The organism is Methylomonas albis, from assembly GCF_014850955.1.
Classification (GTDB): domain Bacteria; phylum Pseudomonadota; class Gammaproteobacteria; order Methylococcales; family Methylomonadaceae; genus Methylomonas; species Methylomonas albis.
In genome coordinates this window covers 3683760-3697207 of the sequence record NZ_JACXSS010000001.1, presented here as the reverse complement: position 1 = coordinate 3697207, position 13448 = coordinate 3683760, and the positions used below count along the sequence as shown (strand labels likewise).

Sequence of the window (13448 nt, the reverse complement as noted above, 5' to 3'; positions counted from 1 at the left end):
CATTTGGTGAGGTGAAGTTATGCAAGACGGGAAAAAAGGTTGGTTGATCGTAGGGCTACTGACTATGTTAAGCGGTTGTGCCACAACTGGTGGTGTCGACCCTAAAGATCCTTGGGAAGGTTGGAACAGAGATGTGCAATCGTTTAACGATGGCGTAGATGATTATGTCATGAAACCGGTGGCAAAAGGCTACGATTGGGTTATGCCGGATTTTGCGGACCAAGCCGTTACCAATTTCTTCAGTAATGTCGACGATATAGGTGTTTGTACCAACGACGTTTTACAAGGTAAGCTTGTTCAATCCGGTCAAGATGGTGCGCGTTTCTTGGTGAATACCACAATCGGTGTTGCGGGTCTGATCGATGTCGGAACGATGATCGATTTGCCCAAGCATAATGAAGACTTTGATCAAACCTTAGGCTATTGGGGAGTCCCGACCGGTCCTTACTTGGTCCTGCCGTTTTTCGGACCTAGTTCACCGCGTGGTGTATTTGGCTTGGTTGGAGATGCGGCTATGAATCCGTTTACTTATGCCGGCATATATATAAATCCAAATTGGATTGGTGCGGCTGTTTCGATTGGCCCTGGTGCATTGAAAGTAATCGACGCGCGTTCAGATCTGCTGGGCATGGAAAAAGTCGCCACCGAAGCTGCGCTTGATCGTTACGAGTTTTTTAAAAATGCCTATCTTTCCAGGCGTAATTACTTGGTTCACGATGGCAAGGTTCCGGACGAAGATGTGTTGAAGTTCGAAGAGATGCAGGGTGGTGGCCATGGCCCCCTCGATCCGAATCCTTATTAATTAGAGACAGCTAGCTCTGCTGTAAAAAGGCCGCAAAGCAATCCGCTTTGCGGCCTTTTTTATTGAGTTAAATCAAGCGTACAAGCACGAAATCCTGGTCAGCTTTAAGCAATTCCCCTGCAACCATCTTATTTTCCAGGATGAGGTCAGGCGCCACATCGCAGGCCACCCGCAGATAATTTGGCGTGTAGCCAAAATGGCGGATCGTGCCATCGTTCTGCGGTTCTTTTTGCCCTTCCCACAAAATGTTGGCCTGCGCGCCAAGGTTTTCGGCAATAAACGCGTGTTTCATTGTGTCGGCTAATTCATGCAATTGCTTGCTGCGCTGTTTCTTTGTGTTCTGATCGATTTGATCAGGTAAACCCGCCGCTTTGGTGCCTTCACGAGGTGAATAGCTAAAAATGTGAATATGCCCAAAGCCAAGGCTTTTGATGTAATCAAAACTTTCCTGCCATTCCAGTTCGGTTTCGCCTGGAAAGCCAACGATGATGTCGGTGGTGATATTGAAATGTGGAATCGCCGCTCTGGCCAATTTGACGATCTGGGCGAATTCTTCTGTTTTACAACGTCTGGCCATGCGCCGTAATACGCTGTCACTGCCGCTTTGCAAAGGTAGATGCAGATGGGGCATTAGCCGTGGGTTCTTGAACAGCTCGAAGAAACCATCGGGTAATTCCCAAGGTTCCAGCGAACCGAGACGAAGGCGCGGAATGGCGGTTTTATCGAGTATTTCTGTAATTAACTCGACCAGATTGCTGGAAATGTCACTGCCGTAACCGCCCAGATGTACGCCGGTGATGATGGCCTCGTTGATGCCTTGGCTGTGCAGCGCGTTGATTTCGTCTATGACAGCTTGAATGGGGCGGCTGCTTTCCTCGCCACGGGCGACGGTGACGATGCAGAAGGTGCAACGGTAACGGCAACCGTCTTGTACTTTGACAAATGCCCGTTGTCGGCCGCGGCTGAATAGCGAGACTTCGCCGGGTTCGGTTGACATGGCAGGCATGCTGTCCAGGTTCAATTCAGCCAGGGTTTTTTCCACCAACTGGTTTTTGTCCTGGTTGCCGACGATTAAATCCACGCCCATCAGTTGCGCGGCTTCTTCTTCATTCAACGTTGCATAACAGCCGCTGACCACCAGTTTAGCCTCCGGATTGTCGCGGTGGATGCGGCGGATCATTTGCTTGGATTTTTTCACCGCGTCCTGGGTTACCGCGCAGGAATTGATGATCACCAATTGCGCGTCGCTCAAGGTGCGGGTGATGGAGTGGCCTTTGGCTTGAAAGGCTTGCGCCCAGGTTTCGAGTTCCGCTTCGTTGAGGCGGCAGCCCAGGGTTTTGAGATGTATCTGCATGTTTTAAAAAATTGCTGTAATCCAAATTCTGAAAGAATTAAACCAACGACGTGCCAATCTACACACAATCATCAAAAGCCAAGCTTGAGTTAAGACGGCGGGAAATGCACCAACAAAATAAGCTATACGACCGTCCATGAATGGCTCTGAGATATGCATTAGAAAGGTTCCCGCAGAACTGGCCAATGGAATGAATGGAAATGTTATGAGGATTCCTAACAACACAAAAAAGTTATTGCTTAAAGGCAAACTGTTTTCATATAAAAGTGTTGTGGCGCTGATTAGCGGGTAAATTAACGAATAGGCAACAATTACTAGCGCCTGCTTATTTGTGAACAAAAATAAATTTTGTTGTAGAGAATGTTTCATTGTTTGGTGGCGAAATTAACCAAAAAACCAATAAGTTACCAAAATCGCGGAAACTATCCCACCGAGGTCGGCGACGATGCCGCAGGCGGCGGCATGACGAATCTGCTTGATGTTGACCGCGCCGAAATACACCGCCAGAACATAAAAGGTCGTTTCCGTACTGCCTTGCACCACCGACACCAAGCGTCCAGCGAAAGAGTCGGCGCCGCGGGTTTGCATGGTGTCTATCATCATCGCCCGCGCCCCGCTGCCGCTGAATGGCTTCATCAACGCGGTCGGCAGGCCGTCTATGAAGCGGTTGTCGATGCCTGCAACATTGACCAATAGCCTGATGCCATCGGTGATCAATTCCAGCGCACCGCTGGCCCGAAACACCCCGAAAGCCACCAGCATCGCCACCAGATAGGGAATGACGGTGATCGCGGTTTGAAAACCGTGCTTGGCGCCTTCGACGAACAATTCGTAAGCATTGAGACCTTTGAGGGCCGCAGCGGCGATGAACGACACAACCAGACTGAACAAAATTACCTGGCTGACTAAGGCAGATTGTTTCAGCATCTCGGCCTGATCGAGTCCTGCAAAATAGGCCAGTATGCCGCCGACCAATGCGGTGATGCCGCCGAGATAACTCAACACCACCTTGTCCAGCAGATTGATCTTCTGCACGGTGGCGACGGCCAGCAAGCCGGTCAGCGTCGACATATAGGTCGCGATCAGGATCGGGATGAACACGTCGGTCGGATTGGCGGCGCCGAGCTGAGCCCGGTAAGCGAAGATCGTCACCGGAAACAGCGTTACCGACGAAGTGTTGATCACCAAAAACATGATCTGCGCGTCGCTGGCGCGCTCGGGATGCGGATTCAAAGTTTGCATTTCCTGCATCGCCTTGATGCCCATCGGCGTTGCGGCATTGTCCAGGCCCAGCATGTTGGCGGCGATATTCATCACCATCGCACCCAGCGCCGGGTGATCTTTCGGTATCTCCGGCATCAAGCGGCTGAACAGCGGATTGAGCGCCTTGGTCAATAGATTGATGAAGCCGCTATGTTCACCGATTCTCATGATGCCCAACCACAAGGCCAATACGCCGCTCAAGCCCAACGAAATCTCGAACGCAGTTTTCGACAGGCTGAACATCGCCGTCATCAACTCAGCAAATACCTTGGTATCGCCCAGCACCCATAACTTAAACGCCGCGACGATAAATGCGGACAGGAAAAAAAACACCCAGATTAAGTTAAGCACAATGACGGACGACAGTGGGGTGGCAACAACTGATCGCATTTTACCAACAAAGCAGGGAGGCGATTGAAAATCAGCCGTTGCTGATTTGAATGAAATAATTCAAGTCGAGATGCTGCTGGAAAATGGCTCCGCTGACTGAATATTGGTTTTTGAAACATACCAATATTGCTGATTGAAACTGGTTGGTTTATTAAATTGTGTCATATCACATAAATGGCATATCTGATTGCGTGATAAGGCTGACTATTATGGATTTATAATATGCTAACTAATTGATTTTTGGGAAAGTTTATTTTGGCGCACAATTTGATTGCCTTTTATCGCGGTCGAGGTGGCCGTGTCGGCAATAGCCGGCTAAAACCAAATGCATCGGTGTTTTTTGCGGAATGGATAAAGCGGCATCGTAAGGTTAATGGATTTGGTCACGGATTGATCATTGAACGGGATATTCAAAAAACCAATAAAGCTACACCCGCTGTGAAGCGGGGTCGGAAAACCATGGGTCTCGCAGGATGCGAGACGGCCGGGTTGCCTGTGATGAAACGGAGCTTTTCATACCACTACAGGTTAGAGAGCGACAAATTCATCATGGTTAGTGCTGATCTAATAAAAATTATGGGCCTATTATGAGATTCAAACCTTCCCGTTTAACCCTGGCAATTGCCACAACCTTGGCTGGCGGCGCTTTGTCATTCAACGCGGCTGCTAGTACCACGATGTACAACACCTTTATAGCCGCCAACGATGCCGCAACAGACGGCTGGGTATACGGTTTTTGTACTAGCTGCACCAACTCAACGCGTGCAATCAATTACGTTGCTGGCCAAGCTTATACTGGCGGCGGTCAAACTGGCGGCGGATTTTACGGAACCAACGAGAGTAATCCTACTCAGTACACTTCGGCTACCCCATTTAACTACGGCGGTACTTCGCAGTTGAACTGGGGGGCCCATCTGACTTCCACCGGAGACAGCGCGGAGATTTCCCAGGCCGATGCGCAAGCGCGTTACGGTTACGCTGCGAATATCGACACCGGCGGTGGTGCCTGGCGTGACACGGGTGGTAGCACCGGCGGTGTGACGACCGGTTGGAAACATCAAACCGACATCGGCTTGATCGAGTCGGATGTAACGCAAAATGTGACCTTGAATCTAACTAACCTCGAGGTGTTGACAGCGGGACTGGGATATTCGCGTTTCGGTATCACGGTTTTCGACGGTATGGATAGTCAAACCGCTGCCTATGTACATCACGGTGGTTGGAATAATTACGGTACCTATTCACCTGGAGGAACGACCCTTCATCCTTACGACATGAACAATCCGTTTGGCACGATTGGCTTAACCAATATTGGTTATAGCGATTACGTTGATAGTACTGTGGCTCACGCATTTACATTCACTGCGCAAGCGGGACATGTTTACAGTATTTATCTGGGGGGTGTTGACTTTAGCACCTGGAAAGCTGGTGTGGCGGATTATCAGTTGAATATAACCACTTCAGCCGTGCCTGTTCCCGGCGCCGTCTGGTTATTCGGTAGTGCCTTAGCCGGCCTGGGTGTCACGGGAAGACGAAAAAAAACCCTTTCTTAAGCACTACACCGCACTACCAGCGCGGCGCAAGTCGCCGCGCTTTGGTCTTGAACCCGATACATCGGCAACCGGCTGTGATTGGGCGGATGAATTCGGCTCAAGGAAATCTAAAAAAATAATAAAGGATAGGATATGACTCGATCCATTTTGCCAGCCCCGGGACGGACGCCCTGGCTGATTTTTCTGGTTGTGCTTTTCAATAGTAGCAACCTGTTCGCGTTCGAGAACTTGCCCGCCAGTAGCGGCAATCCATCGTTTTACTTGCCATCCATCAGCGGTGGCATTGCCCACTTCATGGGTTCGGCCAACTGTGGTTCCTGCCATGACAGTACCACCGCCCAATGTCGCTACGTCAATTCTCCAGTCGGTTGTACCGGTAACGGTAGCCCGCTGGCTTATTTCGATAACAACGGCAAGGACGTTTCCATTCGCGAAGCCTGGAGTGCCACCATGATGGCCAACTCGTCACGCGATCCATTGTGGCGTGCCAAAGTCAAAAGCGAACTGAAAAAGCATCCCGCGCTGTCTGCGGAAATCAACGACACCTGTACCAAATGTCACGCACCGATGGTCAATGCCGATGCCAAAGCGGTTAGCCAGAGTTTTAATATCTTCGACACCGTGGATGTCAATAACACGGTACTGCCGGGCATTTTGAGTCCTACGAATTCGCGTCATGATTTAGCTGCGGATGGTGTGAGCTGTAGTTTGTGTCATCAGGTCAAAGATGATCCTACGCTGGGAACCCTAGATGGCTCCACAGGCGGTTATAAAATCGATATGACGCTCAGCGGCGCCAATCGGATCATGTACGGCCCTTATTCGACTATATTTCCGGGGCCTATGCAAAACAACGCCGCTCTGGGTGGTGCACTCAAAGCCAAGCCGCAATATAGCGCGCATATTTCAGGTTCCAAGCTTTGCGGTACTTGCCATGACTTGAAAACTCCGACGGTCTATGAAAACGATAACATCCTGACCCCAACCCTGGAATCGCGTTTCCCGGAACAAATGCCTTATTCGGAATGGGTGCATAGTGCTTATAACAACGATCTGGCACCAGCCGGCCCATTGGCGAAAAGTTGCCAGCAATGTCATATGTCGCGTACAGACGGTGTTTATATTTCCACTCAGCCATCGGGTAACATGGCTGCTTTAACTAAGAAAAACAATTTCGCCATTCACGAATTCGTCGGCGGTAACAAGCTGATGCTGGATATTTTTAATACCAATAAAACTCAGTTGGGTGTGTTGTCGAACAATTTTGCCGCGACCATGGCAGCCACCGACACCATGCTGCAAAGTGCAGCTACCTTGCTGAATACTCAGCAAAGCGGAGCGAAAGGCAAACTGGAGTTTGTGTTACGCGTCAACAGTACCACCGGCCACAAACTGCCGTCTGCTTATCCTTCCCGTCGCGCGCTGTTGCACGTGGCCGTCAAAAACAGCCAGGGCAATGTGGTTTGGGAGTCGGGTAAGGTTAATGCTAACGGCAGCGTGGTCGGTGTCGATGCCGACAGTAATCCCGCCGGCTTCGAGCCACATTACGACCTGATCACTGCGCCGGACCAAGTCCAGGTTTACGAGTCGATCATGGGCGACAATAACGGTGAGGTGACCTACACCTTGCTGAGAGGCCATCATTATCTGAAGGATAACCGTTTGTTGCCAAGTGGTTTTAACAAGGCAACAGCCTCCGACGATGTCAAAGTGGTTGGCGGCGCGTTGACCGACGATGATTTTGTCGACGGCAGCGACGATGTCACTTATCGGGTTGCCAATCTGCCTGCGGGTTCCTACAGCGTGCAAGCGGAGTTGATATATCAAACCGTGGCCTACGGCTATGCGCAGAATCTGTTCGCCGATAGCGATATCAGCGAGGTTAACGATTTCAAAACCATGTTCGATGCCTCCGGACAGAAAACGCAAACCATTGCGCAAGGCGACGAGATCTTGGTGAATGTGCAAAAACTCGGCGATATCGACGGCGATGGCGACGTTGACCTCAACGATGTCAACCTGATCTTGGCCGCCAAAAACACGGCGGCTAATGGCAGCACTGACGCCCGAGACGTTAACAACGATCTGAAAATCGATGTGCTCGATTCGCGTCAGGCAACCTTGTTGTGCAGCCGTCCGCGCTGTGCCGTGCAGTAAATCCTAAGTTGGTCGGGGGCGCCGGTCGCCCCCGATTCTGCAAACCTTCTTACTGAGTATCCGTGTTATGAAATCTTTAAAATCTTTATTGCTCGTGGCTGCGCTGCAATTGGTATCAGCGAGCGGCCAAGCCGCCACTTTGAGCGTGCAGCCGCAAGCCGCTAGCGTTGCAGTTGGCGCTTCGTTCGACGTCGATCTTTACATCAATTTGGACCAAAGCGAATCGCTTAATTACCTAGGTGCCTTTGATGTCGACTTAGGCTTCAATGCCGATAAAATGACCTTAACCAGCCTTACCTTTGGTGGCAAATTAGGCGATACTTCTGTTGGGGAATCGCTGGCTGATTACACTGTAGGCGGTGGCGTTGTTAACCTTTATGAAGCCAGTCTGTTGGAAAGCGACAGTACGAATTGCGTTTTTTGTTTGGCGCCTTATCTCGCCGATTTGCAGAGCTCGGCGTCATTTAAACTGGCAACTCTGCAATTTTCCGCATTGGCGTCTGGAAGCAGTGATTTCGCGTTGACGGTGAATGCCTTGGCGGACGGTTTTGGCGACAACGTCGTAGCTACGGAGCTGACGATAAACGATGCGCAACTAACGGCGGTACCCTTGCCGGCGGCGGTTTGGTTGTTTGCAAGCATGTTGCCGTTGATCGGCTTTCGTAAAAGCTGATGAGCGATTAGGGCCAACCGGCGCACTTGTGTATAAAGCGCGCCGGTTACTGTTTGCCTTGGCTTGTGCCAAGGGTATACAAAAAGAGCAAGCACTTCGTTCGCTGGATTATGTGTCAGACGTCAGCGAATCAGATCTGTTTGGCGAGTTGCCCGGCGTAACCAGTGTAACTATGTGGCGTCAGTTTCAGTAATTCCGCTTTAGCCTCGGCAGGAATTTCCAGTTTTTCGACGAAGGCGCGCATACCTTCGCCGGTGACGCGTTGGCCTCGGGTCAGTTCTTTCAATTTCTCGTAAGGCTTTTCGATGCCGTAACGGCGCATCACGGTTTGGATGGGTTCGGCCAGCACTTCCCAGTTTTGATCAAGGTCCTGATCAATCAAGGCCGGGTTGATTTCCAATTTGGAAATGCCTTTCAAGGTCGATTGGATGGCGATGCTGGTGTGGGCGATGCCGACGCCGATGTTGCGCAGCACCGTGGAGTCGGTCAGGTCGCGCTGCCAGCGGGATACCGGTAATTTGTCGGCCAGGAAGCCGAAGATGGCATTCGCCAGCCCCAGATTGCCTTCGGAGTTTTCGAAGTCGATCGGGTTGACCTTGTGTGGCATGGTCGACGAGCCGACTTCGCCGGCCACGGTTTTTTGCTTGAAATAACCCAGCGAGATGTAGCCCCAAACGTCGCGGTCAAAATCCAGCAAGATGGTGTTGAAGCGCGACAGGGCGTGGAAGAATTCGGCCATGTAATCGTGCGGTTCGATCTGAATGGTGTAAGGGTTGAAAGTCAGGCCCAGCGATTCGACGAAATTTTGCGCGAAAGCCGCCCAATCGACATCCGGATAGGCGACGCTGTGCGCGTTGTAATTGCCGACCGCGCCGTTGATCTTGCCGAGCAATTCCACGTTGGCAAGTTGCTGGCGCTGGCGCTGCATGCGGGCGACGACGTTGGCGAATTCCTTGCCTACCGTGGTTGGCGTCGCCGACTGGCCATGGGTGCGCGACAGCATGGCCTGATCGGCGCTGGCTAAGGCCAGTTGTTTGATTGCGGCAATGGTGGCGTCGATTTCCGCCAGGATCAAACCGCGGCCTTCCTTCTGCATCAAGGCATAAGACAGATTGTTGATGTCTTCCGAAGTGCAGGCGAAATGGATAAATTCGTTGACGGCATGCAGTTCGGCGTTGTCCTTGATTTTTGCTTTCAGGAAATACTCGACCGCCTTGACGTCGTGGTTGGTGGTTTTCTCGATGTCCTTGACGGCTTGAGCGTCGGCTTCGGAGAAATCGCTGACAATGTCTTTCAATACGGCATTGGCTGTACTCGACAGCGTCGGCACTTCAACGATATTCGCTTCCGCAGCCAAGGCTTGCAGCCAGCGCACTTCCACTTCGACCCGATAACGGATCAAGCCGTATTCGCTAAAAATGGGGCGCAAGGCGTCGACTTTATTGGCATAACGGCCGTCGATGGGGGAGATGGAGGTGAGGGCGGAGTGGCTCATTGCTGGTTAGTCCTGGGTTTTTAAGTTTTGCGAGTTTATGGAATATTGCGAATTCGTAGGCCGGATAAGCGAAGCGCATCCGGCATTATAGATTGATTGATTTTTTGGTGGATGCGCGTTGCTTATCCACCCTACATTTGGGTTAAATCTGTCCACCAGGCCGTTGAATAGTTTGGGTGGTACTGTCGAAACAGCTTGGGCAAGTGTTGGGGAAAGCTTCTATCAAAAGGCTGCGCATGTCGATGTCGTCCACGAAGACCGTCATCCAGACTGACCAAAAACCAGTGCTGGTGGCGGTATCGATGATTTGTCGACGCATTAAATCCGTGGGTTGTTGATCGAGATTGTTTTTTGCTGTCTCGGCTTTCATCCATGCTTCGTTACGCTTTATCCAGCGTCTGTCTTTCTTGGTCAGAAATGGGTGCGATGGTTCCCTATCTAGTCCAGTGAGTCCAAGGGTTTCGCATGCGATTTGCTGTTGAGCATGAGTTAATGATGGATCGATTTGCGGTGATCGATCTTTTTCATAAATAAAGGCGCGAAAAGTATTATCGGCATCCGCCCAGAAATAACTATGAAAATTAGCTGTATTAATGGGTTTATCTTTCTTGACGCTATTGCAGAAAGTGCAGGCTAACAAGAAATTATTCCAATCTTTTTCCAGGGCTGGTTCCTTACTTTTGGGTTGAATATGTTCAACGGCAGGGGCCAGCAATGGGCTTTCGCAATAAGAACAATAATCGCCGATACGGCTAATTAAAGCGTCGCGAGCATCGCTATATTCTGTAAATATAATGGGTGCTTCATTATTGTCTTTTGGAATGTCTCCGCGATTAACAGGTCGCATGTTACAAGCCCTGGCTACCTTCCACTGTTTGGCGTTCCATTTTCAAAAATGCCTGAAAAGCCGGGTCATCGCTAAACGGCAATAATAATTCGTCGAGACGTTGTTTTAAATGCTGCTTTTCGTCGTCGCTTGCCGGTGGAATTTGTTTCAATACCCGGTAATATTCCTCGGCGGCTTTTTCCATATCCAAGAAACGTTGGCTTTGCTGGGGAATCTCTACACCTTGCTGATTTTCAGCAATATCCTCGATACTTTTACTTTCGATGGTCAACGGCTGGGCTTTTTCCAAATCCCACAACAAACAATCTTCGCGCCCATATAACGATTGAATGATAAACGGTGAATGGCTGCTGGCGACAAACTGTACTTTGGGAAAGGTATTCAATAACCGACCGACCACTTCCCGCTGCCATTTCGGATGCAAATGCAGATCGATTTCGTCGATCAACACGATGCCTTCGGTTTGTTTGATGACGTCGGCTTCCAATTGCGGATTCAACGTCGCCATGCGGTAGGCGATGTCGGCGACCATGCCTATCATGTTGCGGTAGCCGTCACTGAGCATGGAAAATTGGATGTTTTTCTGAGTCTGTTGAATGATATATCTAATCATTAATTCATCCTGCTCAAAATCCCACCATATTTGTTGAGCATCTGGAATCATCGAAACAATGGATTCACGCACAGCTTCCAGTGCATGACGGCGCTCTTGTTTTTGTAGGGTTATTAGCTCTTGTTTTTTGAACCAATTAAAGAAATGATGCTGATTGGTAGCAGGATTTAAACAGTTTTGGTAGCCCTCAGTGCGAGAGCCAATACCTTTTATTTTTTTATCTTTCGCCTTTAATTGTTGCCATAAACGACCTGTGCCGTAATATGCAACTACTGGAAATAATGTGTCGAGGCTCGCTGTTCTTCTAGACAAGTCTTTTATCTTGTCGACATAGTCATATAAAGGTCTAACAAGCTCATCTAATTCTTCTATTCCATCGAGGTCGTGCTTGCTTAAGCAATAAAATTTCTTCTGACCCCTGCCATTTATCCAATGAATTGGGGTGTTTAAAAAAAAACCATCAAAAACAATAAAGGTGTCTTTTGAAATATTCTTTATTGGTTCCTGGCCCATTTGTATTTCTACATAACGCATGTCGTTGAGAGATATTCTGCGTTTGTCGTAAGCAGTTATGGCGCTTATTTCAAATAATAAATCTGCTATAGCAATGACCAATGCATCCAAGATTCCAGTTTTACCGCTGCCATTATCGCCAATTAATAGAGTAAAACGCTTGGAAAGCTCTATCTCATATTTGTTGAAGCAGCGAAAATCAAGTAATTCCAATTTATTAATTTTCATTGTACTTCGATTCGATTATCCCACCACCCAAACAAACCTCCCCCAGATAAAACACCACCGACTGCCCCGGCGTGATCGCGCGTTGAGCTTGATCGAAGCGGACTTTGACTCGGCTGCCGCCATCTATCGGTTCGACGACACAATCCTGGTCCGCTTGGCGGTAGCGGGTCTTGGCAGCGCAGCGCAGGGTTTCAGTCAAAGGCTGGCTGCCGCACCAATCGAGTTGGCCTGCTTCCAGCGTGTTGTGCAGCATCAGCGGGTGGTCGTGTCCCTGGCCGACAATCAGCACATTGTTATCCAGGTCTTTTTCCAACACGAACCACGGTTCGTCCGGTGCGTCTTTGACGCCGCCTATGCCTAAACCCTGGCGTTGGCCCAGCGTGTAATACATCAGGCCGTAGTGCTTGCCGATATATTGCCCCTCGGGGGTGCGCATTTCACCAGGTTGGTGCGGCAGATAGCGTTGCAGAAACTCCTTGAATTTACGTTCGCCGATGAAGCAGATGCCAGTGCTGTCTTTCTTACGGCTGTTGGCGAAGCCGGCTCTGTCGGCCATGGCCCGGATTTCCGGTTTGTGCAGATGGCCGATGGGAAACAGCGTTTTCGACAGGGCTTTTTGGCCCATCGCATATAGAAAGTAGCTTTGCTCTTTGTTGGGATCCAAACCTTTTAACAATTGGAATTCACCGTTCTGTTCGCGAACGCGAGCATAGTGGCCAGTGGCAATATATTCAGCGCCCAGGTCTTCGGTTGAGTAATCCAAAAAGGCTTTGAATTTGACGTGTTTGTTACAAAGTATGTCGGGATTGGGGGTTCGGCCGGCTTTAAACTCCGACAAAAATACTTCAAATACGTCGTCCCAGTATTCGGCGGCGAAGTTGACGGTTTTTAGTTCGATGCCTAGTTTGTCGCAAACCTGCTGTGCGTCGGCTAAGTCTTGCATCGCCGTGCAATACTCGGTGCCATCGTCCTCTTCCCAGTTTTTCATAAACAAGCCGGTTACCTTATGGCCTTGTTCTTGCAGGGCTAAGGCGGTAACAGAAGAGTCGACGCCGCCGGACATGCCGACGATGATTTGTTTGCTCATTCTAAATCGATAAAAGACTGTAAGATGGTAAGCGGATAACGGTGACCTTTCAGGTATTCGTCCACGGTGCTTAATACCAAAGGGCTGCGTAATTGTTGGCTTTTTGCGTAAATTTCATTGCGACTTAGCCAGTGAGTGTCGATAATGCCGTCATCGAGAGGTTGTTCTGGATTGTGGTTGTTGACCGTGCCGGAAAAACAGAAGCGAACAAAACTGGGCATATGCGGATTTCTACGCCATAGTTGTGTGGCGATTAATGCCTCCGGTTCAAATTGCCAAGCTGTTTCCTCCCAAACTTCTCGTTTGACGGCATTGATCAAATCTTCACCTTCTTCCAAATGACCGGCGGGCTGATTGAACGCAAGGCCTCGTGCCGTTGTCTCTTCAACCAGCAGAAAGCGGCCACCTTTTTCGATTACGGCTGCTACGGTGACGTGAGGTTTCCAAACCATGATGTTGATAGAAAACGGTAA

General features: G+C 49.8%; 12 protein-coding genes and 1 riboswitch. Of the genes, 4 read left to right on the top strand and 8 right to left on the bottom strand.

Features of this window, described 5'->3' with window-relative positions:
- Nucleotides 1-19 precede the first annotated feature (19 nt).
- Nucleotides 20-802, top strand: coding sequence for an MlaA family lipoprotein (locus tag EBA_RS17010; protein ID WP_192375810.1), 783 nt, complete (start codon nt 20-22; stop codon nt 800-802).
- A 67-nt stretch (nt 803-869) separates the two neighbouring features.
- Here the strand turns inward: EBA_RS17010 and mtaB are convergent, their stop codons facing one another.
- Genes mtaB through EBA_RS16995 form a run of 3 tightly spaced genes read right to left on the bottom strand, consistent with a single transcriptional unit; the run spans nt 870 to nt 3770 of the window.
- Nucleotides 870-2156 carry a tRNA (N(6)-L-threonylcarbamoyladenosine(37)-C(2))-methylthiotransferase MtaB gene (mtaB, locus tag EBA_RS17005; protein WP_192375809.1) on the bottom strand — a complete coding sequence of 429 codons (1287 nt, stop codon included), beginning with the start codon at nt 2154-2156 and terminating at the stop codon, nt 870-872.
- A 3-nt stretch (nt 2157-2159) separates the two neighbouring features.
- Nucleotides 2160-2525: a hypothetical protein gene (locus EBA_RS17000; protein ID WP_192375808.1), complete on the bottom strand. Its 366-nt coding sequence runs from the start codon at nt 2523-2525 to the stop codon at nt 2160-2162.
- Nucleotides 2526-2540: 15 nt separating this feature from the next.
- On the bottom strand, nt 2541-3770 hold the full coding sequence (locus tag EBA_RS16995; protein ID WP_192375807.1) for a nucleoside recognition domain-containing protein: 1230 nt from the start codon (nt 3768-3770) through the stop codon (nt 2541-2543).
- Between the two features lie 455 nt (nt 3771-4225).
- A riboswitch (cyclic di-GMP riboswitch) is annotated at nt 4226-4306 on the top strand.
- Nucleotides 4307-4396: 90 nt separating this feature from the next.
- Between EBA_RS16995 and EBA_RS16990 the strand changes: the two genes are divergently transcribed.
- The 3 genes from EBA_RS16990 (at nt 4397) to EBA_RS16980 (ending at nt 8192) form a co-directional block, all read left to right on the top strand.
- Nucleotides 4397-5362: a VPLPA-CTERM sorting domain-containing protein gene (locus EBA_RS16990; RefSeq protein ID WP_192375806.1), complete on the top strand. Its 966-nt coding sequence runs from the start codon at nt 4397-4399 to the stop codon at nt 5360-5362.
- Between the two features lie 132 nt (nt 5363-5494).
- A complete protein-coding gene (locus EBA_RS16985; RefSeq protein ID WP_192375805.1) occupies nt 5495-7519 on the top strand; it encodes a hypothetical protein in 2025 nt (674 codons plus the stop codon).
- Between the two features lie 67 nt (nt 7520-7586).
- A complete protein-coding gene (locus EBA_RS16980) occupies nt 7587-8192 on the top strand; it encodes a cohesin domain-containing protein (RefSeq protein WP_192375804.1) in 606 nt (201 codons plus the stop codon).
- A 130-nt stretch (nt 8193-8322) separates the two neighbouring features.
- Here the strand turns inward: EBA_RS16980 and purB are convergent, their stop codons facing one another.
- From purB to EBA_RS16955, 5 genes are all read right to left on the bottom strand, one after another.
- A complete protein-coding gene (purB, locus tag EBA_RS16975) occupies nt 8323-9687 on the bottom strand; it encodes an adenylosuccinate lyase (protein WP_192375803.1) in 1365 nt (454 codons plus the stop codon).
- A gap of 142 nt (nt 9688-9829) precedes the next feature.
- Entirely contained in the window at nt 9830-10534 is a 705-nt protein-coding gene (locus EBA_RS16970) for an HNH endonuclease (protein WP_192375802.1), read from the bottom strand.
- A 1-nt stretch (nt 10535) separates the two neighbouring features.
- Nucleotides 10536-11888 (bottom strand): AAA family ATPase, encoded by a 1353-nt coding sequence (locus EBA_RS16965; protein ID WP_192375801.1) that lies wholly within the window; start codon nt 11886-11888, stop codon nt 10536-10538.
- Nucleotides 11878-12975, bottom strand: coding sequence for a tRNA 2-thiouridine(34) synthase MnmA (mnmA, locus tag EBA_RS16960; protein ID WP_192375800.1), 1098 nt, complete (start codon nt 12973-12975; stop codon nt 11878-11880). The genes EBA_RS16965 and mnmA overlap by 11 nt, the downstream gene beginning before the upstream one ends.
- On the bottom strand, nt 12972-13427 hold the full coding sequence (locus EBA_RS16955) for an NUDIX hydrolase (RefSeq protein WP_192375799.1): 456 nt from the start codon (nt 13425-13427) through the stop codon (nt 12972-12974). Before EBA_RS16955 ends, mnmA begins: the two co-directional genes overlap by 4 nt.
- Nucleotides 13428-13448: the final 21 nt, after the last annotated feature.

Coding starts and splice junctions, on each gene's coding strand:
- mnmA (WP_192375800.1), bottom strand. CDS start 12,975: ATGAGCAAACAAATCATCGTCGGCATGTCCGGCGGCGTCGACTCTTCT.
- EBA_RS16970 (WP_192375802.1), bottom strand. CDS start 10,534: ATGCGACCTGTTAATCGCGGAGACATTCCAAAAGACAATAATGAAGCA.
- EBA_RS17000 (WP_192375808.1), bottom strand. CDS start 2,525: ATGAAACATTCTCTACAACAAAATTTATTTTTGTTCACAAATAAGCAG.
- EBA_RS16965 (WP_192375801.1), bottom strand. CDS start 11,888: ATGAAAATTAATAAATTGGAATTACTTGATTTTCGCTGCTTCAACAAA.
- mtaB (WP_192375809.1), bottom strand. CDS start 2,156: ATGCAGATACATCTCAAAACCCTGGGCTGCCGCCTCAACGAAGCGGAA.
- EBA_RS16985 (WP_192375805.1), top strand. CDS start 5,495: ATGACTCGATCCATTTTGCCAGCCCCGGGACGGACGCCCTGGCTGATT.
- EBA_RS16980 (WP_192375804.1), top strand. CDS start 7,587: ATGAAATCTTTAAAATCTTTATTGCTCGTGGCTGCGCTGCAATTGGTA.
- EBA_RS17010 (WP_192375810.1), top strand. CDS start 20: ATGCAAGACGGGAAAAAAGGTTGGTTGATCGTAGGGCTACTGACTATG.
- EBA_RS16990 (WP_192375806.1), top strand. CDS start 4,397: ATGAGATTCAAACCTTCCCGTTTAACCCTGGCAATTGCCACAACCTTG.
- EBA_RS16955 (WP_192375799.1), bottom strand. CDS start 13,427: ATGGTTTGGAAACCTCACGTCACCGTAGCAGCCGTAATCGAAAAAGGT.
- purB (WP_192375803.1), bottom strand. CDS start 9,687: ATGAGCCACTCCGCCCTCACCTCCATCTCCCCCATCGACGGCCGTTAT.